This window comes from Pseudomonas sp. 05N434, from assembly GCF_056396965.1.
On sequence record NZ_JBFTMK010000013.1, the window covers coordinates 1 to 25,652 of the forward strand.

The 25,652-nt window shown below is 59.6% G+C and carries 21 protein-coding genes; 6 read left to right on the forward strand and 15 right to left on the reverse strand.

Annotated features, from left to right (window positions below; translation table 11 throughout):
• The 5 genes from AC1DLB_RS01615 to AC1DLB_RS01635 form a co-directional block, all read right to left on the reverse strand.
• Positions 1-930, reverse strand: a 930-nt coding sequence (locus AC1DLB_RS01615; protein ID WP_477784518.1) for a class I SAM-dependent methyltransferase, incomplete at its 3' end; no start/stop codon positions are given.
• Positions 927-2,159, reverse strand: coding sequence for a YcaO-like family protein (locus AC1DLB_RS01620; protein WP_477743709.1), 1,233 nt, complete (start codon positions 2,157-2,159; stop codon positions 927-929). The genes AC1DLB_RS01620 and AC1DLB_RS01615, both read right to left, overlap by 4 nt.
• Positions 2,160-2,202: 43 nt before the next feature.
• Positions 2,203-2,331: a hypothetical protein gene (locus AC1DLB_RS01625; RefSeq protein ID WP_477784519.1), complete on the reverse strand. Its 129-nt coding sequence runs from the start codon at positions 2,329-2,331 to the stop codon at positions 2,203-2,205.
• Between the two features lie 376 nt (positions 2,332-2,707).
• Positions 2,708-4,108 (reverse strand): heavy metal sensor histidine kinase, encoded by a 1,401-nt coding sequence (locus AC1DLB_RS01630; RefSeq protein WP_086944992.1) that lies wholly within the window; start codon positions 4,106-4,108, stop codon positions 2,708-2,710.
• Complete coding sequence (locus AC1DLB_RS01635; protein WP_007940896.1) at positions 4,105-4,779, reverse strand: heavy metal response regulator transcription factor; 675 nt, start codon at positions 4,777-4,779, stop codon at positions 4,105-4,107. The genes AC1DLB_RS01630 and AC1DLB_RS01635 overlap by 4 nt, the downstream gene beginning before the upstream one ends.
• A gap of 467 nt (positions 4,780-5,246) precedes the next feature.
• Between AC1DLB_RS01635 and AC1DLB_RS01640 the strand changes: the two genes are divergently transcribed.
• From AC1DLB_RS01640 to AC1DLB_RS01660, 5 genes are all read left to right on the forward strand, one after another.
• A complete protein-coding gene (locus tag AC1DLB_RS01640; protein ID WP_477743708.1) occupies positions 5,247-6,506 on the forward strand; it encodes a TolC family protein in 1,260 nt (419 codons plus the stop codon).
• A 49-nt stretch (positions 6,507-6,555) separates the two neighbouring features.
• Positions 6,556-7,749, forward strand: coding sequence for an efflux RND transporter periplasmic adaptor subunit (locus tag AC1DLB_RS01645; protein WP_477784520.1), 1,194 nt, complete (start codon positions 6,556-6,558; stop codon positions 7,747-7,749).
• 40 nt (positions 7,750-7,789) lie between these two features.
• A complete protein-coding gene (locus AC1DLB_RS01650; protein ID WP_477743706.1) occupies positions 7,790-10,942 on the forward strand; it encodes a CusA/CzcA family heavy metal efflux RND transporter in 3,153 nt (1,050 codons plus the stop codon).
• A 236-nt stretch (positions 10,943-11,178) separates the two neighbouring features.
• On the forward strand, positions 11,179-11,379 hold the full coding sequence (locus AC1DLB_RS01655) for a co-regulatory protein PtrA N-terminal domain-containing protein (RefSeq protein ID WP_413695366.1): 201 nt from the start codon (positions 11,179-11,181) through the stop codon (positions 11,377-11,379).
• 79 nt (positions 11,380-11,458) lie between these two features.
• Positions 11,459-11,791, forward strand: coding sequence for a DUF2790 domain-containing protein (locus AC1DLB_RS01660; protein ID WP_086945151.1), 333 nt, complete (start codon positions 11,459-11,461; stop codon positions 11,789-11,791).
• A gap of 545 nt (positions 11,792-12,336) precedes the next feature.
• Here AC1DLB_RS01660 and AC1DLB_RS01665 read toward each other — a convergent pair.
• The 3 genes from AC1DLB_RS01665 to AC1DLB_RS01675 form a co-directional block, all read right to left on the reverse strand.
• A complete protein-coding gene (locus AC1DLB_RS01665; protein ID WP_138867905.1) occupies positions 12,337-13,662 on the reverse strand; it encodes an OprD family porin in 1,326 nt (441 codons plus the stop codon).
• Between the two features lie 176 nt (positions 13,663-13,838).
• Positions 13,839-14,153 (reverse strand): helix-turn-helix domain-containing protein, encoded by a 315-nt coding sequence (locus tag AC1DLB_RS01670; protein WP_007940887.1) that lies wholly within the window; start codon positions 14,151-14,153, stop codon positions 13,839-13,841.
• The gene (locus tag AC1DLB_RS01675; protein WP_477784526.1) at positions 14,143-14,493 is read right to left on the reverse strand and encodes a toxin; all 351 of its coding nucleotides are present in this window, start codon (positions 14,491-14,493) and stop codon (positions 14,143-14,145) included. Before AC1DLB_RS01675 ends, AC1DLB_RS01670 begins: the two co-directional genes overlap by 11 nt.
• 375 nt (positions 14,494-14,868) lie before the next feature.
• Here AC1DLB_RS01675 and AC1DLB_RS01680 point away from each other — a divergent pair, with 375 nt between their 5' ends.
• Positions 14,869-15,333 carry a GNAT family N-acetyltransferase gene (locus tag AC1DLB_RS01680; protein WP_258612365.1) on the forward strand — a complete coding sequence of 155 codons (465 nt, stop codon included), beginning with the start codon at positions 14,869-14,871 and terminating at the stop codon, positions 15,331-15,333.
• A 124-nt stretch (positions 15,334-15,457) separates the two neighbouring features.
• Here AC1DLB_RS01680 and AC1DLB_RS01685 read toward each other — a convergent pair whose 3' ends face one another.
• The 7 genes from AC1DLB_RS01685 to nuoG all read right to left on the reverse strand — a co-directional run bounded on the left by AC1DLB_RS01685 (position 15,458) and on the right by nuoG (position 25,548).
• Positions 15,458-15,745: a type II toxin-antitoxin system Phd/YefM family antitoxin gene (locus tag AC1DLB_RS01685; RefSeq protein ID WP_477784521.1), complete on the reverse strand. Its 288-nt coding sequence runs from the start codon at positions 15,743-15,745 to the stop codon at positions 15,458-15,460.
• 169 nt (positions 15,746-15,914) lie between these two features.
• Positions 15,915-17,378: an NADH-quinone oxidoreductase subunit NuoN gene (gene nuoN / locus AC1DLB_RS01690; RefSeq protein ID WP_018925505.1), complete on the reverse strand. Its 1,464-nt coding sequence runs from the start codon at positions 17,376-17,378 to the stop codon at positions 15,915-15,917.
• A gap of 7 nt (positions 17,379-17,385) precedes the next feature.
• Positions 17,386-18,918: an NADH-quinone oxidoreductase subunit M gene (gene nuoM, locus AC1DLB_RS01695; RefSeq protein ID WP_018925506.1), complete on the reverse strand. Its 1,533-nt coding sequence runs from the start codon at positions 18,916-18,918 to the stop codon at positions 17,386-17,388.
• Positions 18,919-18,958: 40 nt separating this feature from the next.
• Entirely contained in the window at positions 18,959-21,262 is a 2,304-nt protein-coding gene (nuoL, locus tag AC1DLB_RS01700; protein ID WP_477784522.1) for an NADH-quinone oxidoreductase subunit L, read from the reverse strand.
• 9 nt (positions 21,263-21,271) lie between these two features.
• Complete coding sequence (gene nuoI / locus AC1DLB_RS01705; RefSeq protein ID WP_007940875.1) at positions 21,272-21,817, reverse strand: NADH-quinone oxidoreductase subunit NuoI; 546 nt, start codon at positions 21,815-21,817, stop codon at positions 21,272-21,274.
• 12 nt (positions 21,818-21,829) lie between these two features.
• A complete protein-coding gene (gene nuoH, locus AC1DLB_RS01710) occupies positions 21,830-22,837 on the reverse strand; it encodes an NADH-quinone oxidoreductase subunit NuoH (RefSeq protein ID WP_018925509.1) in 1,008 nt (335 codons plus the stop codon).
• Positions 22,834-25,548: an NADH-quinone oxidoreductase subunit NuoG gene (gene nuoG / locus AC1DLB_RS01715; RefSeq protein WP_477784523.1), complete on the reverse strand. Its 2,715-nt coding sequence runs from the start codon at positions 25,546-25,548 to the stop codon at positions 22,834-22,836. The genes nuoH and nuoG overlap by 4 nt, the downstream gene beginning before the upstream one ends.
• Between the last annotated feature and the right edge of the window lie 104 nt (positions 25,549-25,652).

Consider the following 25,652-nt stretch of genomic DNA (forward strand, 5'->3'; position numbering starts at 1 on the left):
GAACAGCTCCGTGTGCCCGGGGCGGGCCGCTACACTGGAAATCACCTGCAGTTTCAGGATCTGGGCCATGTAGGGAACGGAAATCAGTACCGGCGTATGGCCGAAAACGATAATCGTGCCTCCCGGATTCACGCACGGTGCCATATCGTGCAATGTCTGCTGCGCATCGGCGCGAGTCATGACTTCGGCATTGAGGAAACGCAGTATCAGCACATCACATTTGATGCCGGCAGAGGCAATGTTTCGGGCATCGGCCAGATAAAATTCGGCAGATGAGGTGCCATGACGATTTTTTGCATGTTCGATCATCGACGCCGAACGATCGGAGCCCAGGCAATGTCGGTCGGGGAGTTCGCGGGCCAGGTGCGCAATGAATTCCCCAGTCGAGCACGCCGGATCATGGATCACCGCGCCGGGACTCGATATCGTCTTGAGTAACGTTGCGCAATGCTGGCGAAAGTGGCTTTCGTCGGCATCCAGTTGCTTGGCGAGCGATTCATTGCACTGCCAGTATTCGGGCGGGCAAACAAACTCCAGGCCCGTGTCATCAGTGACAGGAAGCGGGAAACACACCTCGCTGTCCGGTTTAGTCTGCGCAACGTGGAAAGCCGTTTCCTTTTCTTGTCGGGTAACTCCTCGAAAATAGATCTCTGCACCTTCATTGCCCCAATGCCACTCAGCGAGCGGTCCGAGCAACATCCAGGGCCTGAGCAGGCTGTTGATATGCCAGCCGTCAGTGTCAGTGTGTTGCAGGACTTTTCGGCCCACCCAGTCGCAGCCATTCACGCGCAGAACGAAGAGCTGATGGAGCCCCGGCCCCAAGGGCTCGATGTAACGATCGAGTTTGCCAGGGGATGCCACATGACGGACGAAGGATTGAGCCAAGCGCTGTTCTCGATGGAGGGCAGTCGTTGCCGATCGAGCGTTCATGCCGGCGCTCCATGTCGCCTTTCCAAGCGCCGTCCCCGCGCCTGCGGGATAACCACGTTGCCGCTGGAGACTACGAAAAATCGCTCCAGCCCCGGAATGACGACATTGACCAGCGTGGTGCCGAGGGCGGTCTGGTGAAGCGGTGCAATGCCCAGCGTGCGCCCATACCGATGCAGGTCTTCGGCCAGCAAGCTGATTTGCTCGGCCAATGGTCGTTCATCACGAGCATCGGGCAAGACTACCGTTTGTTGCTCGCACAGGTTCAACAGCGGATGCAGATCGAATCGCAGGCAGCGCAACAGGCGAGGAAAGGCCGTCAGATGCCGCTGAGCGTTGCTCAGATAGTCTCTCAGTTCAGGCTCCGAGGACCAAAGATGTAACTGAACCAGTTCGGTAAGTGCTCGCCATGCGCCATGCCTGGCATCGATCGAGCAACCGGTGCCGAAGACTCGCGGGTGAGTGCATGGCGCGGCTGAAAAGGCCAGAAAGGTTCGCGGCAGGAATTCGGTGCTGATGTCGACAAGGACGATCTCGGCACCGATCTCCGCTTCGGCGTCCAGCCACAGCCGACCCAGCTCGTCGTGATCGGACATGCGTGCGACGCGGCGCAGGGGCGCGTGGTTTTCGTAGTAAAAATGCTCCAGCAAGAACAACGAAACCGCATCGCGCTCAATACATTCATTGGCAGCATGCAAAACCGCCTCGTTGTAAGTTGCGCCAATAGCGGTTCCGCTATTACTGGCATAACGTTGCAGTGCGCCATAGTTGGTTGTGTCTTGTATCGGTGTTCGTCGTGAATAACCGGGTGTGCATAAAGCGACCGGGTATGTAAATGAAGTGTGCTTTAGAACATTCGTATACTGTCGGCAGGCTGTTATGGCATTGGGTTGTTCGGCGATAAGTGCCAGGGCAGTGTCGTCAGTAAATAGTGATGTGTCGGAAAAATAGCGCGGGGCTACATAGTGAATGTCGGATGTATCCAAGTGGTCACTTAAATAGTGTTCCAGCATTTCGTAAAGTGCACCGACACGGGCGTGGCGCGGGTAGCCTTTACCTGATCCCCTGGCGGTGTGGTGCTGATCGCTGGAGCTGGCAGAGGCATGGACCGCGACAATCTGCTGACCCAGTGTGCGGGTGTCGACACGCAGGCCCAAGCCATCAAGTTCAGCGTGAATCCGCTGTTCAGCTTGCTCCAGGGTGAGTTCTCGTTCGGCTAGTGTGAAACCCATTGTTCGCTCCCTCGAGAAACGGGGGGCGCCGGCCCCCCGTTTTTTATACGGCTTCCAGTTCGGACTGTTCAGCCYCAGTCAGTTGCAGTTCTTCAACCTGCTCTGGCGTAGGCGCTTCCTGTTGTTCAAGGTCGATCACTTTGTTGGCGTTCCAGTTACCCATATAACCCATGATTAAACTCTCTTTTTGTTAGACATTGGATGTGCTGTATCGAGCACGGAGCAAATGTATAAGGCAGGTATTGGCTCGGTCAAAAATGACAGGAAGTTTCAAAAACCATATTCAAGGGGTGTTGAAATACGTACACATCAATTGTCGGCTTGACGATTTTTTTCGTGACGCATCGGCGGGTGTTGAATGGGACGGTATTGCGGGACATACCCGCCCCAACGATTTCGACGCATGCACTTGTCGGAAATTTCAGCTGCATGGAGGTGCGAAATCGTGATGACTGACTTTTGTGGCTCTTCAGGGTTCTTCGCGCGACGATTTTTCCTATCGCGTATGAAGGCGTTTCAGAAAAAATGCAGGTTGAATGACTGGGCATCTATTCATCGGGGGTGGGAAATCCCAATCGAAACACCGTCAACGTCCCAGGCGAGCTTTTAACCTGTGCCACCCCCTGATGCAGGCTCATGATCGAGCGCACGATGGCCAGGCCCAGTCCGGTGCTGCCTTGTGAGCGGGAGCGGCTGCTGTCGACCCGGTAAAAGCGGTCGAACAGGTGCGGCAGATGCTGCGCTTCGATGCCCGCGCCGGGGTTGCTGACTTCCAGTGCAACCTGTGTCGCCTCTTGCTCAATGTGCAGCGAAACCGTTTGCCCGGCCGGACAGTGGCGCAGGGCGTTGGACAGCAGGTTCGAGATCGCCCGTTGAATCATCAGCCGGTCGCCCAGCACGCGCGCGCTGCCGGTCACGCTCAGGCTGATGCGCTTGTCTTGCGCCGACAAGGAAAACAGGTCGGCCACTTTTTCGACTTCTTCTTCCAGGGCGACCGACTCGAAAGATGTGAGCGCTGCGGGGTTACTGGCCTGCGCCAGAAACAGCATGTCCGAGACAATCCGCGCAACACGCTCCAGCTCTTCGGTGCAGGACACCAAGACGTTTTTGTACGCCTCGGCCGTGCGTTCCCGGGACAGCGTCACCTGTGCCTTGCCCATCAGATTGTTGATCGGCGTGCGCAGTTCATGGGCCAGGTCATCGGAGAACTGCGACAACTGCTGCACACCATTGTCGAGGCGATCCAGCATGACGTTGATCCCCTGGGCCAGCTCACTGAGTTCCTGGGGCATGTCGAGCACCGACAGCCGATGGCCGAGGTCTTGCGTCGAGACCATCGCCGCCACTTTGCGAAACTCGCGCAACGGCATCAGCCCCCGCTGTACGGCGGCCCAGGCACTGAGGCCGATGAAGATCAGCAGCAACGGCAAAGCAATCAGCGTCGAGCGCAGATAGGCGCTGAGCAACGCCTGATTGTGGGCATCGTCCATCGACAGCAGCACCGGGACGCGGGTGCCGTCCTTGATGCGGACCAACCGAGAAGCGGTCAGGTAGCGCTTGCCTTGATCGTCGGTGCCGTCGGAGAACGCCAGTGGTTCGTCGGCAGCCAGTACTGCCTTGCGTTCAAGGCGCGGGTCGGCCATGCCGGAGCCGGATTTCAACAGCGGCGTGCGCAAGTTACTGCGGTCATAAATCGTCAGGGTGAGGTTGTCATGGCCCATGACCTGATCGAGCAGAATGTGCGGCGCCGAACGAATTTCTGCGGCATCGGCGTACAGCGACAGGCTGTGTTCCACCTGTTCCACCTTCTGGGCCAGGCTGTTTCTGGATAACGCGTTCAACTCATGGGTCAGGGCAAAGTAGGCAAGGATCGCCAGGAACACCACCAGTAGCGCGCCGAGAATACTCACCGTCAGGCCCAGGCGCATCGACAGGCTGGCCGGCTTCATTCCCGCGCCTCCAGCACATAGCCGACACCGCGCAGGGTGTGGATCAGTTTGCTGTCGAACGGGTCGTCGATCTTCGCCCGCAAACGCCGGATCGACACTTCGACCACGTTGGTGTCGCAGTCGAAATTCATGTCCCACACCAGCGAAATGATCTGGGTGCGGGTCAGTACTTCCCCGGACTGGCGCATCAGCAGATGCAGCAGGGCGAACTCCTTGGTGGTCAGGTCGATGCGCTGCTCGCCGCGAAAGGCGCGATGACGGCCCGGATCAAGTTCCAGGTCGGCGACTTTGAGCACCTGCGGCACCGGGATGTTTTCGCTGCGGCGCATCAGCGTGCGCACCCGCGCCAGCAATTCCGGAAACTCGAATGGCTTGACCAGATAATCGTCGGCACCCAGATCCAGACCACGAATCTTGTCGGCCAGACGCCCGCGCGCGGTGAGCATCATCACCCGGGTGGAATGGGTGCGACGCAATTGCTCCAGCACGCCCCAGCCATCGAGTTCCGGCAGGTTCACATCCAGGATCACCAGGTCATATGCCTGCTGTTGCGCCAGATGCAGTCCATCGGCGCCAGTGGCCGCGTGGTCAACGATATAACCACTTTCCGTCAGTCCCTGATGCAAGTATTCGGCAGCTTTAAGCTCGTCCTCGACGACAAGGATTCGCATGATCTATCACCACTTTTATTTAATGGATATTTAATTAAGGTGGCCAGGAAAGTTGTTGTTTTTGTAGGGGCTTCCGGACGGATTTGAATAACGACTAGAGATTGTGAGTTGCTGGTTTCCTACGGCGGTTTCCCTGTGTGATGGCGTGCAAGGTAAAGGCTGTAGTGGCTACAGGGTCAACTGAAATGCTGGGTCTTGAGCCCTTAATAGGGTCGTCTGCGACAGCCTGTCGCAGCAGGCAAGCCCGAATGCCCATGCGCCACATTCAGGCAAGTGCTGTTTGGCAGATAACTACCGTGTATTTGTTTCCATGTATTGCTATGTCGCCTTTCGCACTTCGCATCCTAGATCAAAACAACTTCCATAAACCGTGGATGACGGATTTGTAATGTTCCAGTCACCTTGCCGATAAGTTCAAAACCCTACCGTGGCGGCATCAAAGATTCTTGAATAAAGGAAGTCTTCCATTGCCCGGTTTAAAAGAACGGACGGCGCGAGCACGCCTGAAAAAAACAGCGAGGACAGTGACGGCCAGCGTTGTGTGGCTGGCCGGCACGGGGCTTGTGCATGCATCCACCCTGACCCTCGATCAAGCCCTGCAAACGGCATTTGCCGGTAACCCGGATCTGGCGGCTGCGCAGTGGGAAATCGGCATCGCCGAGGGTGAGCGCAAACAGGCCGGTCTGATCCCCAACCCCGAAGTGTCGTGGGAGGCCGAAGACACCCGGCGCGATTCGCGAACCACCACGGTGATGCTCAGCCAACCGATCGAACTGGGCGGCAAACGTAGTGCACGGATCGACGTCGCCAGCCGCGCGCAGGACGCCGCCGGGATCGAGTGGGAGCGCAAGCGCAATGCCTTGCGCGCCGATGTGATTCAGGCGTTCAACAGCGCCCGGACCGCGCAACAACGCTTGCAGTTGTCCCGCCAGTCGCTGCAACTGGCCGAACACGGTTTGCGCATCGCCCAAGGACGCATCGAGGCCGGCAAATCATCGCCAGTCGAAGGCACCCGGGCGCACGTGCAACTCTCCGAAGTGCGCCTGGAACTGAGCCGCGCCGAACGCGATCGGGCCAACGCCTACCAGCAATTGGCGCAGGTCATGGGCGCACCGTGGCCAACCTCGACCACCGTGCAAGCGGCCGCGCAAAGCATGCCCACCGTGCCATCGGCAAGTCGATTGCTGGAGCGCCTGAACGAGACCGCCGAGCTGCGTCTGGCCAAATTGCAGATCGATCAGCGCGAAGCCTCATTGGGTCTGGAAAAGTCGCAACGCATTCCCGATCTGACCGTGAGCATTGGCAGTCAATACAGCGCAACCGAGCGCGAGCGGGTCAACGTGGTCGGGCTGTCGCTGCCGATTCCGCTGTTCAACCGCAATCAGGGCAACGTGCTGGCGGCAGCCCGGCGCAGCGATCAGGCGCGGGACCTGCGCAACGCCACCGAGCTGCGTTTGCGCACGGAAATCCAGACCACCCTTGAGCAATGGCAGACCGCCAATGGCGAAGTCGAAGCGTTCAACCAGACCATCCTGCCCGCCGCGCAAAGTGCGGTCGACAGCGCCACACGCGGTTTCGAAATGGGCAAGTTCGGCTTCCTCGATGTGCTCGACGCCCAGCGCACCCTGATCAGCGCACGCAGCCAATACATCCAGGCCGTCAGCGAGGCGACGGACGCGCGAGTACGCATCGAACGCATCTTCGGCGACCTCACCGTCAGCCCTTGAATTTCATCTTTCAAATCACTGCGCGATGGTATGGCGCAGAGGAGTTTCCATGGAAAAAAAACTGATCGTGGTGGCTGCGGCGACGTTGGCGCTGGGCATTGGTATTGGCTCGATGTGGCCGGGAAATGCGTCCATCGACGCTCACGCCGATGAAGCGGCGGAACACGCCGGTCACGCTGAAGAAGGCACAGCAGCCAACGGTGAACATACAGAAGAAGGGCACCTGGAGCTGAGCACCGAACAGATCGCAGCGGCGGGCATTCAACTGGCCGAAGCGCGGGCGCAGAACATCAGCCTCGGCTTGCCGTTCCCCGGCGAAGTGCGCTTTGACGAGGACCGTACCGCGCACGTGGTGCCTCGGGTGCCCGGGGTGGTCGAGTCGGTATCGGTCAATCTTGGGCAGCCGGTGAAGAAGGGCCAGTTGCTGGCGGTGATCGCCAGTCAGCAGATCTCTGATCAGCGCAGCGAACAGGCTGCCGCGCAGCGGCGCCTGACCTTGGCGCGCACCACCTACGAACGCGAGAAAAAACTGTGGCAGGACAAGATCTCCGCCGAGCAGGATTTCCTTCAGGCACGCCAGGCATTGGAAGAAGCCGAAATTGCCCTGACCAATGCCCGGCAAAAAATCAGCGTGCTCAGCGGCAGCGTGGTCGCCACCGGCGGCAATCGCTATGAACTGCGTGCGCCGTTCGACGGTGTGGTGGTGGAAAAACACCTGACGCCGGGGGAGGTGGTCGATGAAACCTCGGCGGCTTTTACCCTCTCCGACCTGTCGCGGGTGTGGGTGACGTTCGGCGTTTCGCCCAAGGAGCTGACCAAGGTACAAGTGGGCAAACCGGTCACCGTCAGCGCCCCGGAACTCAACGCTGAAGTCGCCGGCACCGTGGCCTACGTCGGCAGTTTGCTCGGTGAACAGACCCGCACTGCAACGGTCCGCGTGGCCCTGGAAAATCCGCAAGGCTCGTGGCGCCCCGGCCTGTTCGTCACCGCGCTGGTGGCGACCGACAGTCGCCAAGCCAGGGTCGCCGTACCTGAAACCGCGATCCAGACCGTCGAGGACAAACCCACGGTGTTCGTGCGCACCGATGACGGCTTCAAKGCGCAAGCGGTGGAGCTGGGCAGTCGCGCGGCCGGTCTGGTGGAAGTCACCCAAGGTCTGGAACCGGGCGTGCAAGTCGCCAGTGCCGGCAGCTTCGTCCTCAAATCGGAATTGGGCAAAGCCTCGGCCGAGCACTCTCATTGAAGGCTCCCACTGATCCGTCAACCTCGACCGGAAGGTTCTCATGTTCGAACGCCTGATCCAGTTTGCCATCGAGCAGCGCATCATCGTGCTGCTCGCCGTTCTCCTCATGGCCGGCCTCGGCATCGCCAGTTACCAAAAACTGCCGATCGACGCCGTGCCCGACATCACCAACGTCCAGGTGCAAATCAACACCGGCGCGGCCGGGTTCTCGCCGCTGGAAACCGAGCAGCGCATCACCTTCCCGATTGAAACCGCCATGGCCGGTTTGCCGGCGCTGGAGCAGACCCGTTCGCTGTCGCGTTCGGGGCTGTCGCAGGTCACGGTGATCTTCAAGGACGGCACCGATCTGTTCTTTGCCCGGCAATTGGTCAACGAGCGCTTGCAGATCGCCAGGGAGCAATTGCCCGAGGGCGCGGAAGCGCTGATGGGGCCGATTTCCACCGGGCTCGGGGAGATTTTCCTGTGGACGGTGGAGGCGCAGGACGGTGCGCTGAAGGACGACGGCACCGCCTACACGCCAACCGATTTGCGGGTGATTCAGGACTGGATCATCAAGCCGCAATTGCGCAACGTGCCCGGTGTGGCCGAGATCAACACCATCGGCGGATTCGCCAAGGAATACCAGATCGCCCCCGACCCGAAGCGGCTGGCGGCTTACAAATTGACCCTCACCGATCTGGTCACGGCGCTGGAGCGCAACAACGCCAACGTCGGCGCCGGTTACATCGAGCGCAGCGGCGAGCAGCTGCTGATTCGCGCGCCCGGGCAAGTGGCGAGCACTGACGACATCGCCAATATCGTGATGGCCAATGTCGACGGGACGCCGATCCGGATCAAGAATGTCGCGACCGTGGACATCGGCCGCGAACTGCGCACCGGTGCCGCCACCGAAAACGGTCGCGAAGTGGTGCTGGGCACGGTGTTCATGCTGATCGGCGAAAACAGCCGAACGGTCTCCCAGGCAGTGGCGACCAGGCTTGAACAGATCAATCGTTCCCTGCCCAAAGGCGTGATCGCGGTGCCGGTGTATGACCGCACGCACCTGGTGGACAAGGCCATCGCCACGGTGAAAAAGAACCTGGTGGAAGGGGCGATTCTGGTCATCGCGATTCTGTTCCTGTTCCTGGGCAACATCCGCGCGGCGTTGATCACCGCGATGGTCATTCCGCTGTCGATGCTGTTCACCTTCACCGGCATGTTCACCAACAAAGTCAGTGCCAACCTGATGAGCCTCGGCGCCCTCGACTTCGGCATCATCGTCGACGGCGCGGTGGTGATCGTCGAAAACACCCTGCGACGGCTGGCCCATGCGCAGCAGCATCACGGGCGTTTGCTGAGCCGTTCCGAGCGTTTCCACGAAGTATTCGCGGCGGCCAAAGAAGCGCGGCGGCCGCTGATTTTCGGCCAGTTGATCATCATGGTCGTGTACCTGCCGATCTTCGCCCTGAGCGGTGTCGAAGGGAAAATGTTCCACCCGATGGCCTTCACCGTGGTCATCGCGCTGTTGGGCGCCATGCTGTTGTCGGTGACCTTTGTGCCGGCGGCCATCGCGTTGTTTGTCACCGGCAAGGTCAAGGAAGAAGAGGGCGTGGTCATGCGCGGCGCGCGTCGCGTTTATGCGCCGGCGCTGGCGTGGGTGATGTCCCATCGCGCCATGGCGGTTGGGGCGGCGCTGGCTGTGATTGTGCTCAGCGGCGTGCTCACCAGCCGCATGGGCAGCGAGTTTGTGCCGAGCCTCAGTGAGGGCGATTTTGCCCTGCAAGCCTTGCGCGTGCCGGGCACCAGCCTCACGCAATCGGTGGATATGCAGCAGCGTCTGGAGACCTTGATTCTCAACAAGGTGCCCGAAGTCGAGCGTGTGTTCGCCCGTACCGGCACCGCCGAAATCGCCTCCGACCCGATGCCGCCGAACATCTCCGACAGCTACGTGATGCTCAAGCCGAAGGCGCAGTGGCCGGATCCGGGCAAGTCCCGCGAGACCCTGATGGCCGAACTGCAACAAGCCGCCGCGACGCTGCCGGGCAGCAACTATGAACTGTCGCAGCCGATCCAGTTGCGCTTCAACGAACTGATCTCCGGCGTGCGCAGCGATGTGGCGGTCAAGGTGTTCGGGGATGACATGGACGTGCTCAACGCTACGGCGGCGAAGGTCGCTGCCGCCATGCAGAAGGTCAACGGCGCGTCCGAGGTCAAGGTCGAGCAAACCACTGGCCTGCCGGTGCTGACCATCAACATCGACCGCGACAAGGCGGCGCGTTACGGGCTCAACGTCGGTGACGTGCAAGACACCATTGCGGTGGCGGTCGGCGGGCGTCAGGCCGGGACACTGTATGAAGGCGATCGGCGTTTCGACATGGTGGTGCGCCTTTCCGATGCCATGCGCAAGGACATCGAAGGTTTGTCGGCGCTGCTGATTCCGGTGCCGGCGCCTTTGAATGGCGCGGCCGATCAGATTGGCTTCATCGCCCTCAAGGACGTCGCCAGCCTTGATCTGGTGCTCGGGCCGAATCAGGTCAGCCGCGAAAACGGCAAGCGGCTGGTGATCGTCAGCGCCAACGTGCGTGGGCGCGATATTGGCTCCTTCGTTAAAGAGACCGGTGAGGTGATTGAGCGCGATGTGCAGGTTCCGGCGGGTTACTGGACCGGCTGGGGCGGGCAGTTCGAGCAGTTGCAGTCGGCGGCCAAACGCTTGCAGATCGTGGTGCCGGTGGCCTTGCTGTTGGTGTTCGGGCTGCTGTTCATGATGTTCAACAACCTCAAGGATGGCTTGCTGGTGTTCACCGGGATTCCGTTTGCGTTGACCGGGGGCGTCATGGCCTTGTGGGTGCGGGATATTCCGCTGTCGATCTCGGCGGGCGTTGGTTTCATTGCGCTATCGGGGGTGGCGGTGCTCAACGGTCTGGTGATGATCGCGTTTATCCGCAATTTGCGGGAGGAGGGGCGTTCGCTCGCTGATGCAATCAATGAGGGTGCGCTCACGCGTCTGCGCCCGGTGTTGATGACGGCGCTGGTGGCGTCCCTGGGCTTCATTCCCATGGCTTTGGCGACCGGCACGGGTGCGGAGGTGCAGCGACCGTTGGCGACGGTGGTGATCGGCGGGATTCTGTCTTCGACCATCCTGACGCTGCTGATTTTGCCGGCGCTGTATCAGCTCGCGCACCGAGGTGAAGAGGAGAGGAGTCCCACCTCATAAGCCAATGTTTCAGGCATACCACTATCTGTGGCGAGGGAGCTTGCTCCCGCTGGACTGCGTAGCAGGCCCCTTCTTTTTTTGTGAAGGAGGGGCCGCTTCGCGACCCAGCGGGAGCAAGCTCCCTCGCCACAGGTGCCTTTCAGGTTACATAACGGATATGTAATTTGCGCGCCACCGTCACGAAAGGTTCGGATTGTTACCTTGATCCCGTTAGTTWATTAAACGAGGAATCAAGCATGAAACTTGTACAACTGAGTGCGTTCGCAGCGGCGTTGGTGATGTCTTCTGTTGTTTTGGCTGAAGGTGGCGGCGACAGAGTCTTTGAGAAAATGATGGCGGCCAATGACCGTTCGGTGGAGGCGTTTGTCGCCAAGGAACAGGCGCGTAACCCCGTCGTGTTGAATGAAAAAAAGGACGACAAGACCAAAGACTTGTAAGCGTGTCGCACCTGAACTAGCCCGTCATCGAAGGCCGATGGTGGGCTTTTTTTTGAGCCTGGATTTGAAGGTACTGGATATGAAAGTTTTTAAGTTGATGGCGTTCGTCGGTGTGATGGCGATGTCGTTGAATGCGCTGGCAGAAGGCGGCGGTGACAGGACGTTTGAGAGGGCGTTCAGTGCCAACGCCCAAGCCATGCAGCAATACGCGGCCAACCAGGGCAAACCTGCGCCGGTGGTGAAAGATTACGAATACGGGATGAAGTTGGATGTGGTCAAAGTGGTGAGCGTTGTGCGACCGCAAGTTGCCTGCTCCGTGGTGCCGACTGCCATGACCTATGAAGATTCAAAGGGCCAACTCAATACCATCAAATACACCGTGGCAGGCGATTGCCGCCGACAGGGCGGGTGAGGGCACAGAGGGCCTCCAACCTACGTTGAGTATTTCAATTCGGGATGTTTAACAGATATGGCGAAGGTAGGGAGGCTTCCCACAATGTTTTCAGGTTGTCCGTCGGACGTCCGCTCTCTAGCCTGTGTTTGTCGCTGCCAATTCAGTGATCGGAATTGGAACCCCGCGGCTCCACTGAAAGCAAAAGCGCCTTTCATGACGTGCGCACCTTGATGTGTGCACTCCGTTATGGCGGCTGTGCGCGGGAGACTTCGAGTCTGTCGGGTTTTGCTCAGTGGCCCGGGTTCCAACCTGCGTACAGCTGCCTCCTTTTCGCGTGGAACCGAATGGGTCAGTTCTAACCATCACGCTGAATGCCGAAATCATGAAAAAGCCAACACCAAACCCTCCCGAAACAGAAGCCGACCCTGTAGGCGTCGCCGAAGGCTGCTTCTGCAGTGCTCAATTCACGGGCATAAAAAAGGCGCCCCGAAGGACGCCAAAAGATTCACCTCTTACCAAAGGAGCAAGGAGCTTCTAAAGGTGAATTTGCATTAGCCGTGAAGTCAGAGAATCGCCAGCGGATACTCGACAATCACCCGCACTTCATCCAGATCCGACTCAAACGCCGTGGCGCGGGTGGTGGCCTGGCGCAAACGAAGAGACATGTCTTTCAGCGAGCCGCTCTGCACCACGTATTTGACTTCGATGTCGCGCTCCCAGCGCTTCTGGTCAGTCAGTGGGTTGCCGTCGGCATCGCGGCGCATGTAAACGGCGTTGGCGTTGGAGTAATCGGCGTCGGTGCCGCGGGCGTAACGAGTCATGAACGACAAACCCGACACGCCATAGCTGCTCATATCGAGGTCGTAACGCACCATCCAGGAACGTTCCTTGGGCGAGTTGAAGTCGCTGTACTGGATGGAGTTGTCGAGGAAGATCGAGTCGGACTGGCGCAGGTAATCGAAGTCGTCGTTGCCATTGTTGCGCTGGTGCGACAAGGCAACGGAGTGGGCGCCGAGTTTCACCCCGACACGGCCGCTCCAGATGTTGTTGTCGAACTCGCCGAGCAGTTGTTTGCCTTCGTCGACCGCCTTGTAATAGTTCAAGCCACCGAACAGCGACAGGTCATCCGACAGCGGATAAGTCCATGCGGTGCCGGCGTAATACTGATTCCAGGCATCCTTGAGGCGACTGGAATACAGGCTGAAACTGAGGTTTTTGTTCAGTGCATAGTCGCCACCGAAATAGCCGATCCACGGTGAGTTGACTGGACCGGCGTAGAAGGTCGCGAAGTTTTCGCGCATGTCGCTGGACACCGGCTGGCTCATCGCATGCAGGCGACCACCCTGTACCGACAGACCTTCGATACTGGTGTTGGTGGCCGTGACACCCCGGAAGCTTTCCGGCAACAGTCGGGAGTCACCCGCCGCAACCACCGGGTTGGCGGGGAACACATCGCCGACCTTCACCACCGTATCGAAGGCGCGCACTTTGGCGGCGCCACCGACCTTGGTGTATTCATCCCGCGCCTGACCATCGCTGTCGACCGGCAACACGTCGAAAGAACTACGGCCACCGTTGCGCCCGTCACCGGTATCGAGTTTCAAGCCGATCATCGCAAACGCATCGACCCCGAATCCAACGGTGCCTTGGGTAAAGCCGGATTCGAACTTGCTGATGACCGCGTGAGCCCAGGCCTCGGAATAGCCATTGCCGGTGGGACTCGACTGGCCGTCACGGTGATCACGATTGAAGTATAAGTTGCGGTTGAGCACCGTCAGGCTGCTGCCCTCGATAAACCCCTCGGGTTTTTCTTCCGCCAACACCATGGACGGCCCGGAGCCGACAACCACCGCTAAAGCGGCTATCGACATTTTTGTATTGTTAACCATCAATCACTCCTTGGGTTCGGCAGAACGGGAACGTGCTTCGGCGTGGGTTTTATTGTTCGGCGGGCAAGGGCCCGCCGGCATGGTCGCCGGGTGACATCGTTGCAAGCTGCGGATAACGCTAAGGTGATGGGGGAATTACAATTTCGTCATGTGCGTGGAATGACAACCTTGCACGTTCAGGTCAGCGCTGCGAGTTGTTCGATTGTTTGCGGAAAGCGTTCAACCAAGCGGATCAGTGTCGTGGCTTGGGCATTTGGTGTTGCCCGTCCTTGTTCCCAGTTTTCGAGGGTTCGGGTGTTGGTGCGCAGATACATGGCGAACACCGACCGGGAAAGATTGAGCTGTTGACGGATGGCTACCACTTCCTCGGCAGTGATGGGTACCAGTTTCGGCAGCTTGACCTTGTGGGTCCGCAGCGTGACCTTGCCTTGGCGCTCGTCGGCCAAGGCTTCGAGGCCTTCCATCAGTTCGGAAAAAATGTCACGTTTCATAGTGGGTTCTCGTGTTGATTTCTCTATCCAGCGTTTGTCTGAAAAGTTTTTTCTGGGAAGGCGACAGGYCGTCTTGCTCGTTTTTGCTATACACGGTGAACAGCCAGAATTGATCGAAACCTGACCACCAGTAATAAATCACCCTAAGCCCGCTACGCTTGCCTTTACCGCGACGTTGATCGGAAAAGCGGATTTTTCGCAGCCCGCCCGTGCCTTCAATGAGATCGCCCGCTTCGGGGTTTTTCAGCAGCTCCAACTGGAAACTGTGAAACAGATCGTCATCCAGGTAATCGTCTCGGTGTTTCTGAAACGCAGGTAATTCGATAAATAGAGCATCCATGTTCTGTACGTCACCTGCGTATAGTGTTGTCTTGATAATCGAATAGGTCAAGGCTTCGATGCCATCCTTTTCGTCCCCCGTTTTCAAGGTAAACCCCGGCCGTAAAAACGCCTGTAGGACAAAGCGACCAGTCCGGTGAGACTGTTCGGGTAATGCCGGGGGGAAGGGGCGTTCGCGATTGACTCATCGGATCATCCACAGCACTATCTGCCGATGAATGATCGACGCCGAATGAACATGATGTGTTCCTTTATGACCGCTTCCGGCGGGCCATAAGGTCATACGTGCTTGGTATTTGACGTCTTACCCAAAGCCCCGCCAGAGATGGACGGGGCTTTTTGATTCTCCGTCTGCACATGGCTGATGGAGAGTGAAATGTTCGAAATTAGAAAAGCTACCCAAAGCGATGCCCAGACTGCATTCGACATACGGCGGCTAGCCATCCGACATCAATGCATCGGTGCCTATACCGAGAAGCAAATGCTGACCTGGACATCGGGGGCAGCAGAGGACGGTTACTGTGTGCTCATGGAAAAATATTTCTATCTGGGGTGCGTTCAGGGTGAGCCTGTGGCGACAGGCATGCTGGATCCGGAGAACCGCGAAATCGGCGCAATCTTTATACATCCTGACTTTATGGAACGAGGCCTGGGTAAGCGTATCGTGGGCTTTCTCGAAGATCTGGCGCGGGATCTTGGCCTGGTGGAAGTCCGTCTGGATGCGACTTTGAATGCCGCCGACTTTTATCGACGCTGTGGTTACATTGGGGAGGAGCCCGCGGTTTACCATTCCCCCTCCGGTCTTCAACTGGCCTGCGTTCCTATGGTGAAGAAACTGTGATGGCTTCGGGGCCGACCTGAGTAGCACTGCATAATTTGGCGCCTGAAAGCTCCAATCTCAAAACGCAAAAACGGCACTCGAAACGTGGGGCAAGGGCCACCAATGTCCAGGTTTTCGAGACGCCTCATTCTTGAGCGCCTTCAAAAGCATCGAGCATGTCGTCAGGCAGTGAGGTGTCAAAGTCTTCCGGAAGCACCAGTTTGCCTTTCATCGCTCCGATCCGCTGACCTCTGGGTTTGCCTACAGGAACCAGACGCGCAAGAGCCCGACCATGTTTGGCAATTGTGATGATCTGTCCGGCTGCTGCATCATCGACGAGTTTGGGCAGATTGTTTTTTGCTTCGGCCAACGGAACGACAATGTCACGGTTCATTGTTCTTTCTCGCGTTGATTTATCGATCCAGCCAGTCATTCAAGATAGAGCCAAGTGCGCAGTGCTGGATGTAGGACGAAACGGACATTCCTGCGCGAGGTTTCGGGGATTGCAGAAGGAGGGGAGGGCAGCGGTAACAAATCCCACAAACGCAAAAACGGCACCCGAAGGTGCCGTTTCTGTTTTCTACCGAGTATCGCTTAAGCGATCAACCCGCCAACCCCGACTGTTGAACCAGGTTCAGCAGCGGTTGTGGGTACAGGCCGAGGAAGAACGCCAGTACGGCGATCGCCAGCAGCATCACGCCGCCTGCACGTTGTTCCCAGTGCAGTTGCGCATCGTGGCGACGCAGGTTCGGTTCCATCAGGTACAGGGTGACCATCACACGCAGGTAGTAGAAGACGCCGATGGCGCTGCCCAGTACCAGGGAGCCGACCAGCCACCATTGGTGCGACTCGACGCCGGTGGCGATGATGTAGAACTTGCCGATGAAGCCCGCGGTCAGCGGGATACCAGCCAGGGACAGCATCATCACGGTCAGGACGGCGGTCAGGTACGGACGGCGCCAGAACAGGCCACGGTATTCGTACAGGGCATCCGCGTCACGGCCGCTGTACGGCGAGGACATCAGGGTGATCACACCGAACGCGCCGAGGCTGGTGATCACGTAGGTGACCAGGTACACGCCGATGGCTTCCACGGCCAGGCCCTTGCTCGCCACCAGGGCGATCAGCAGGTAACCGAAGTGTGCGATGGACGAGTAACCCAGCAGACGCTTGAGGTTGCTCTGGGTCAGTGCCAGCAGGTTACCGAACAGGATCGACGCGATGGCGATGACGGTCAGCACGTTGCTCAGCACGCCACTGCTCGCCGCTGGCGAGATCTGGAACAGACGCACCATCACCGCGAACACAGCCACTTTGGAGGCCGTGGCCAGGAACGCTGCCACCGGTGCCGGAGCCCCTTCGTAAACGTCCGGGGTCCAGAGGTGGAACGGTACCAGCGACAGTTTGAACGCCAGGCCGATCAGCATCATGCCCAGGCCCAGTTGCGCGATCGGGCTAGGCAGGCCGGTGGCCGCCAGGGCCTGACCGATGCCGTTGAAGCTCAGGCTGCCGGCTTCGGCGTAGAGCAGGGCCATGCCGAACAACAGGAACGCGGAACCGGCGGCCGACAGCACCATGTACTTGATGCCGGCTTCCAGCGAACGCTTGTTGAAGAAGGCGTAAGCCACCAGACCGTAGACCGGTACCGAGAGCAGTTCCAGACCGACGAACAAACCGGCCAGGTGCTGCGCGCTGACCAACACCAGGCCACCGGCGGCGGACATCAGGATCAGCAGGTAAAGTTCTTCACGGTTGCCCGGGTAGCCCGTACCGCCATCGCCCAGGTAGGCGTGGGCGAGGGTCACACAGGCGAGGGTGGCGACCAGGATCAGCGCCATGTACAGGCAGGCGAAGGTGTCGATCTGCAGCAACGGGGTCACGGCCAATGGCGCGACTTTCAGGGCTGGCAGGATCGACAGCAAGGCCAGGTTAAGACCTGCCACCGACAGCAGGAAGGTTTGCGAGTGGTTGCGGCGCCACGCGATAGCCAGCATCACCACGATGATCGTGGCGCTGGTGATCAACAACGGCGCAAGCGCGATAAAGTGTTGAGTCGTGAATTCCATAGCGCTCTTACCGGGCCGAAGCGAGTTGAGTGAAGGCGGAGCCGAGCCACTGCTGCACGCCATGCATCGTCGCGGCAGAGGTATCGAGGAACGGTTGCGGGTACACGCCGATGTAAAGCAGCAGTGCCGCAAGCCCAACCACCATGATCAGTTCGCGACCGTCCATGCCATGCAGCACCGCGTCGGATTTCGACGGGCCGAAGTAGGCACGGTGGATCATGATCAGCGAGTAGACCGAACCGAATACCAGGCCGGACGTGGCGATCACGGTGACCCATGGCGCGCTGGCGAAGGTGCCGATGAGGATCAGGAACTCACCGACGAAGTTACCGGTCGCCGGCAGGCCCAGCGACGCCGCTGCGAAGAACAGGCTTAGGGCTGGCAGGTAGGCAATCTTCGACCACAGGCCACCCATCTCGCGCATATCGCGGGTGTGGGTGCGCTCGTACAGCTGACCGGAGAGGATAAAGAGTGCCGCGGCCGACAGACCGTGAGCCAGCATCTGCATGACCGCGCCCTGCAGTGCCAGTTGGCTGCCGGAGTAGATGCCGATCAACACGAAGCCCATGTGGGAAACGGACGAGAAGGCAATCAGACGCTTGATGTCGGTTTGCGCAAAGGCCAGGAACGCACCGTAGAAGATCCCGATCAGACCCAGGGTCATGGCGAACGGCGCGAACTCGGCCGAGGCATTCGGGAACAGTGGCAGGGCGAAACGCAGCAGGCCGTACGCAGCAGTCTTCAGCAAGATGCCGGCCAGGTCCACGGAGCCCGCGGTCGGTGCCTGGGCGTGAGCGTCAGGCAACCAGGAGTGGAACGGTACGACTGGCAGCTTGACCGCGAAGGCGATGAAGAAACCGAGCATCAGGATGTACTCGGTGGTCTGCGACATCTTGGTTTTCAACAGATCGGCGTAGTTGAAGGTAATCACGCCGGTGTCGTTGAAGTTGACCAGTACCAGGCCCAGGATYGCCACCAACATGATCAGGCCGGAAGCCTGAGTGAAGATGAAGAACTTGGTCGCCGCGTAGATCCGGGTTTTCTTGCCGTCCGAAGAACTGTGACCCCAGAGCGCGATGAGGAAGTACATCGGCACCAGCATCATTTCCCAGAAGAAGAAGAACATGAACAGGTCGAGGGCGAGGAACACGCCAACGACACCGCCCAGGATCCACATCAGGTTCAGGTGGAAGAAGCCCACGTGACGCTGAATCTCTTTCCAGGAGCAGAGTACCGAGAGGACACCCAGCAGGCCGGTCAGCAGGATCATCAACAGCGACAGGCCGTCGAGGGCCAGGTGCACGTTGATGCCGAAGCGCTGGATCCAGACGTGTTTGAACTCAAGCGCCCAGGTCGGATCGGCGCCAGGTTTTGGTGCAAATGAATAGTCACCGTTGGCCCACAGCCAGAGGCCGAGGGAGAGCAGCAGGGACATGGTGATCAGCGCAATCCAGCGGGGGAGGGTGGCGCCGAAGCGCTCACCCATCCAGCACAGCAGGCCGCCGATGAAGGGGATCAGGATTAGCCATGGCAGAATCATGACGGGCTCGTTTCCTTTCGCAAGTTCGCAAGGTTCATAGTCAGACCGCTACCAGCACGACGGCGCCGATTACCAGCACGGCACCAGCAGCCATCGAGGCGGCATACCAACGCAATTGACCGGTCTCGGTGCGGCTCAGGGCGGTGTGACCGCCTTTGGCCATACGCGGGATCAGACCGATGGTCTGGTCGAGCGGGTCTTTGCGCAGAATGTGGCTGATCGCAAGGTATGGCTTGACGAACAGTTTGTCGTAGATCCAGTCGAAGCCCCAGGCAGCGAACCACCAGGCCGAAAGGAAGCGGCCGATGCCGCTGTTGGCGATGGCCGTGACKAAGCGACGCTTGCCGAGGAACAGCAGCGCGGCCAGCAGGATACCGGACAGGGCGATGGCGCCCGAAGCGATTTCCAGGCTGTGCTTGGCTTCGCCGCCGGCATGGCCGACGCTTTCCGGCAACACACCGTGCAGCGGTGGAACGATCATCGCGCCGACGAACGTCGACAGTACGATCAGCACCGACAGCGGCAGCCAGTGAGCAATGCCGTGACCGGCATGGGCTTCGGTCTTCGCTTCACCGTGGAACGTGATGAAGATCAGGCGGAAGGTGTACAGCGAGGTCATGAAGGCACCGACCAGACCGGCATACAGCAGGCCTTCGTTACCGCTGGCGAACGCTTCCCAGAGGATTTCATCCTTGGAGTAGAAGCCCGCGGTCACCAGAGGCAAGGCCGCCAGGGCCGCGCCGCCGACGATGAAGCTGGCGTAGGCCAGTGGCAGTTTCTTCCACAGGCCGCCCATCTTGAAGATGTTCTGCTCGTGGTGGCAGGCAACGATCACCGCACCGGATGCAAGGAAAAGCAGCGCCTTGAAGAAGGCGTGGGTCATCAGGTGGAAGATCGCGCCATCCCATGCACCGACGCCCAGGGCCAGGAACATGTAGCCGATCTGGCTCATGGTCGAGTAGGCGAGGATACGTTTGATGTCGGTCTGAACCAGTGCGGCAAAACCTGCCAGCACCAGCGTTACGCCACCCACGACACCTACCAGGTGCAGGATATCCGGCGCCAGTGCGAACAGGCCGTGGGTACGGGCGATCAGGTAGACACCGGCGGTTACCATGGTCGCGGCGTGGATCAGTGCCGAAACCGGAGTAGGGCCGGCCATCGCATCCGCCAGCCAGGTTTGCAGCGGCAGTTGCGCGGATTTACCGACAGCGCCACCCAGCAGCATCAGGGTCGCCAGAACGATCCAGAAGTCACCGGCCTTGAAGTGCTCAGGCGCCTTGACCAGCAGTTCCTGGATATTCAGCGTGCCCAGTTGCTGGAACAGGATGAACAGGCCGATGGCCATGAACACGTCGCCGACGCGGGTCACGATGAAGGCTTTGAGTGCCGCGTTACCGTTGTTGCGGTTGCTGTAGTAGAAACCGATCAACAGGTACGAGCACAGGCCCACGCCTTCCCAGCCGAAGTACACGAACAGCAGGTTATCGGCCAGGACCAGGAACAGCATGCTGGCGATAAACAGGTTGGTGTAGGCGAAGAAGCGCGAGTAACCGGCTTCACCGCGCATATACCAGGACGCGAACAGGTGGATCAGGAAGCCCACGCCCACCACCACACCGAGCATGGTCACGGACAGACCATCCAGGTACAGGGCGAAGTTCGGCGTGAAGCCTTCCACCGCCATCCATTGCCACAGCACCAGGGTGTAGTGGCCACCCTCGGGCGGTGCAACGTTGAATTGCCAGATCACATAAGCCGCGACGATCGCCGACAAGCCGATGGAGCCGACGCCGATCAGCGCCGAGAGGTTTTCCGAGAGGCGTCCCCGGGAGAACGCCAGCAGCACAAAACCGATCAGGGGGAACAAGTGGAACGCCGTGACGGCTGCGGCGAGCAGCAGCATCGAGGCGAGTTCGACCACCAGCAGGTAAGGACCGAACAGGCTGATGCCCACGGCCTTGGCGTCTACGGTGGTGTGGCCGAGGGCCTGGCCGCTGGAGTGGCTGAACAGCACATACAGCAGTTCAGCCAGCAGCAGGCCGCCGAGTACGACCGGGCCCAGCCAGATACCGGGCTTGAGCCAGACGCGCTCTTGCTGAACCGAGGCCGGGCCCAGGTTCAGCATCATCACCACGAACACGAACAGCACCATGATGGCGCCGGCGTAGGCGATCACTTCCAGTACACCGGCAAACGGTGCGCCAAGGGCGAAGAACGTCATGGCCACGGCGATCAGCGAAATGATCAGGTAGAGCAGGGCGTGCACGGGATTGGTGTTGGTGATCACGCGAAGCGTGGACACAACAGCGATACCCGATGCGAAATAGAAAGCGAATTCCATCGTTCTTCCTTAAGGCAGCAAGCTCTTCACGTTGATCGGCTCGGCTTCATTCTGCGCGGCGCCTTTTGGCTTACCGGCAATCGCCATACCTGCAACACGATAGAAGTTGTAGTCAGGGTTTTTACCGGGACCGGAGATCAGCAGATCTTCTTTCTCGTAAACCAGGTCCTGCCGCTTGAACTCGGCCATTTCGAAATCCGGTGTCAGCTGGATCGCGGTGGTCGGGCAGGCTTCCTCGCAGAGGCCACAGAAAATGCAGCGCGAGAAGTTGATGCGGAAGAAGTCCGGGTACCAGCGACCGTCTTCGGTTTCAGCTTTCTGCAGCGAGATGCAACCCACCGGGCACGCCACGGCGCACAGGTTGCAGGCTACACAACGCTCTTCGCCGTCGGGGTCGCGGGTCAGGACGATACGGCCACGGAAACGCGGCGGCAGGTACACGGGTTCTTCCGGGTACTGCAGCGTGTCGCGCTTGCGGAAGGCGTGGCCGAAGATCATCACCAGGCTGCGAAGCTGGGTGAAGAAGCCATGCACGATGTCAAAAATGTACTTCATGATTCTCTATCCTCACTGAGCCGCGACGGCGGGCGTGTTGAGCAACACGATCGCAGCGGTCACCAGCATGTTGACGAGGGTCAGCGGCAGGCAGAACTTCCAGCTGAAGTCCATCACTTGGTCATACCGTGGGCGCGGAATCGAGGCGCGCAGCAGGATGAAGAACATGATGAAGAACGCGGTTTTCAGTGCGAACCAGATGAACGGGATCTGCGGCAGCAGGCCGAACGGGCCGTGCCAGCCACCGAAGAACAGCGTGACCAGCAGCGCCGAGATCAACACGATGCCGATGTACTCACCTACGAAGAACATGCCCCATTTCATGCCGGCGTATTCAATGTGGTAACCATCGGCCAGTTCCTGTTCCGCTTCCGGCTGGTCGAACGGGTGACGGTGAGTCACGGCGACGCCAGCGATGAAGAAGGTCAGGAAACCGAAGATCTGCGGAATGATGAACCACATGTTCTGCGCTTGGTATTCAACGATGTCGCGCATGTTGAACGAGCCAACCTGGATCACGATGCCCATCAGCGACAGGCCCATGAACACTTCGTACGACACGGTTTGTGCCGAGGCCCGCAAGCTGCCCAACAGGGCGAACTTGTTGTTGCTCGACCAGCCGGCGAACAGCACCGCGTAGACCGAAAGACCCGCCATGGCGAAGAAGAACAGGATGCCGATGTTGATATCCGCCACGCCCCAGGTCGGGGTGATCGGGATGATCGCGAAGGCAATCAGCAAGGCGCTCATGGCCACGACCGGTGCCAGGGTGAAGATCACTTTGTCGGCGAACGGCGGGGTCCAGTCTTCCTTGAAGAACATCTTGATCATGTCGGCCGCAATCTGGAACGCGCCGAACGGGCCGACGCGGTTCGGACCGTAACGGTCCTGCCAGAGGGCGAGCAAACGACGCTCGACCCAGCTCAGCAGCGCGCCGCAAACCACTACGGCGAGCAGAATCACGATGGCCTTGAGGACCGCGATGATTACGTCGATCACTTCAGGAGTGAACCAGGTCATAGCGCTGCCTCCTGCAGACCGTCAACGGATTTGCCAAAGATGGCTGGTGGAATGCCGGCGATACCTGCAGGCAATGCGACCAGACCGGCACCCAGCTCTTCGTTGATGCGCAGCGGCAGACGCAAAGTCTGGCCGGCAACGTTCAAGCTCAGCAGGGCACCGTCATTGACACCCAGGCGATCGGCTTCGGACTTGGCCAGCGACACGTAGGCGGCCGGAATGCGTTCCTGCACCGGTGCGGCTTTGGAAGAGTTTTCTTCGCTGCCGAACAGGTGGAAGAACGGTACGACCTGCCAGGTGCCTGGCGCCGGGTTGAACGCACGCGGAACACTGGCGAACCAGTTCAGCGAATCACCGGTGCTTTCGATCAGGCGAGTGCCCGGGTCGCCAGCGCGCAGGTGACCACCGACTTCGTCCTGGAACTTGTTCCAGGCTTGCGGCGAGTTCCAGCCCGGAGACCAGGCGAAAGGTACTTGCTGGCGCGGTTCGGCGGAGCCCGAGTAACCTTCCATGGAGAACGAGAACGCGGTGTCGTTATCCTGGGAAGTACGCGGTTCGTGCACGCTGATGTCGGCGCGCATGGCGGTACGACCGGAGTAACGCAGCGGTTCGCGCGCCAGTTTCAGGCCTTTGATCCGGAATGCGGCGGACGGTGCGGCATCGACGATACGCGCCAGTTGCGGCGTGCTTGCAGCAACGGCAGCGGTGACGTGGTCCAGTTGGGTCCAGTCGATCGGCTGGTTCAGCAGGGTCGAACGCAGGGCGTGCAGCCAGCGCCAGCCTTCGTGAACCAGAATGCTCGCGTCGAGGTAAGTCGGGTCGAAGACCTGGAAGAAGCGCTGGGCGCGGCCTTCCTGGCTGACCAGCGTACCGTCGCCTTCAGCGAAGCTGGCCGCTGGCAGTACCAGGTGCGCGCGATCGCTGGTGGCGGTCTTCTGATGGTCCGCCACGATCACCACTTTCGCGGCGTTCAGGGCAGCATCGACCTTGGATTTGTCGGTGCGGGTGTACAGGTCGTTTTCCAGCACGACGATGGCGTCGGCACGGCCGTCGATTACCGCTTGCAGCGCTTCGTCGACCGAGTTGCCGCCGAGCATGGCCAGGCCGAGGCTGTTGGCCTCCGGCACGATCAGGCTGATGGAACCGTTCTTCTCGCGCAGCTTCAGGGCTTTGGCGATGTTTGCCGCCGCTTCGATCAGCGCCTTGGAACCCAGCGAGGTACCGGCAATGATCAGCGGACGCTTGGCGGCGAGCAGGGCGTCGGCAATGCGCTTGGCCAGCGCCAGAGCTTCGGCGTCCAGACCTTCAACGGCCGGTGCGCTGGCGTCGAGGGCGTGAGCCACGGCGAAACCGATGCGGGCCAGGTCGTCTGGTGCGGCGTGAACGCATTCTTCAGCGATGTCGTCGAGCTTGGTTTCAGCCAGGCTGGCGATGAACAGCGGGTTCAGCTCGTGCTGGCCGATGTTCTTCACCGCGGCGTCGAGCCATGGCTGAACGCGCATGGCGTCGGCCATGTCTTCGGCCTTGCCCTTGACCGATTGACGCAGGGCCAGGGCCATGCGCGCAGCGGTCTGGGTCAGGTCTTCGCCGAGGACGAAAATCGCATCGTGGTCTTCGACGTCGCGCATGTTCGGGATCGGCAGCGGGCTGTCTTTGAGCACCTGCATGACCAGACGAATGCGTTCCAGCTCTGAGGCTTCGATACCGGAGTAGAAGTGCTCGGCGCCGACCAGTTCGAGCAGCGCGTAGTTGCTTTCGAGGCTGGCGCGTGGCGAACCGATACCGACGATGTTGCGACCGCGCAGCAGGTCGGCGGCTTTATCCAGTGCTTCGTCCAGGCTCAGTTTCGCGCCGTTGGCCAGCAGTGGCTGACGTGGGCGATCCTTGCGGTTGACATAGCCATAGCCGAAACGGCCACGGTCGCACAGGAAGTACTGGTTCACCGAACCGTTGAAGCGGTTTTCGATGCGGCGCAGTTCGCCGTAACGCTCGCCCGGGGAGATGTTGCAACCGCTGGAGCAGCCATGGCAGATGCTCGGCGAGAACTGCATGTCCCATTTGCGGTTATAGCGCTCGGAGTGAGTCTTGTCGGTGAACACACCGGTCGGGCAGACCTCGGTGAGGTTGCCGGAGAACTCGCTTTCCAGGGTGCCGTCTTCAACGCGACCGAAGTACACGTTGTCGTGGGCGCCAAACACACCGAGATCGGTGCCACCGGCGTAGTCCTTATAGAAGCGCACGCAGCGATAGCAGGCGATGCAGCGGTTCATTTCGTGGGAAATGAACGGGCCCAGTTGCTGGTTCTGGTGGGTACGCTTGGTGAAGCGATAACGGCGCTCGTTGTGGCCGGTCATCACCGTCATRTCYTGSAGRTGGCAGTKACCGCCYTCYTCACAGACCGGRCAGTCGTGMGGRTGGTTGGTCATCAGCCATTCAACGACGCTGGCGCGAAACACTTTCGCTTCTTCGTCGTCGATGGAGATCCAGCTGCCGTCGGTGGCGGGGGTCATGCAGGACATGACRATCCGACCACGCTTGTCGTTCTCGTCGGTGTACTGCTTGACCGCGCACTGGCGGCAAGCGCCAACGCTGCCAAGGGCTGGGTGCCAGCAGAAATAAGGGATATCGAGGCCTAGCGACAGACATGCCTGTAACAGGTTGTCTGCCCCATCGACTTCGAGCTCTTTGCCGTCTACGTGGATAGTGGCCATGGTTCAAAGTTCTTCGTTGGCCCGGTGTCAGCGGGCGTGGCTAATGGAATCTTGTTATCCGTCCAAATCCAAACAGCCTCGAAAGGCGTCATCGGACGAAAGGC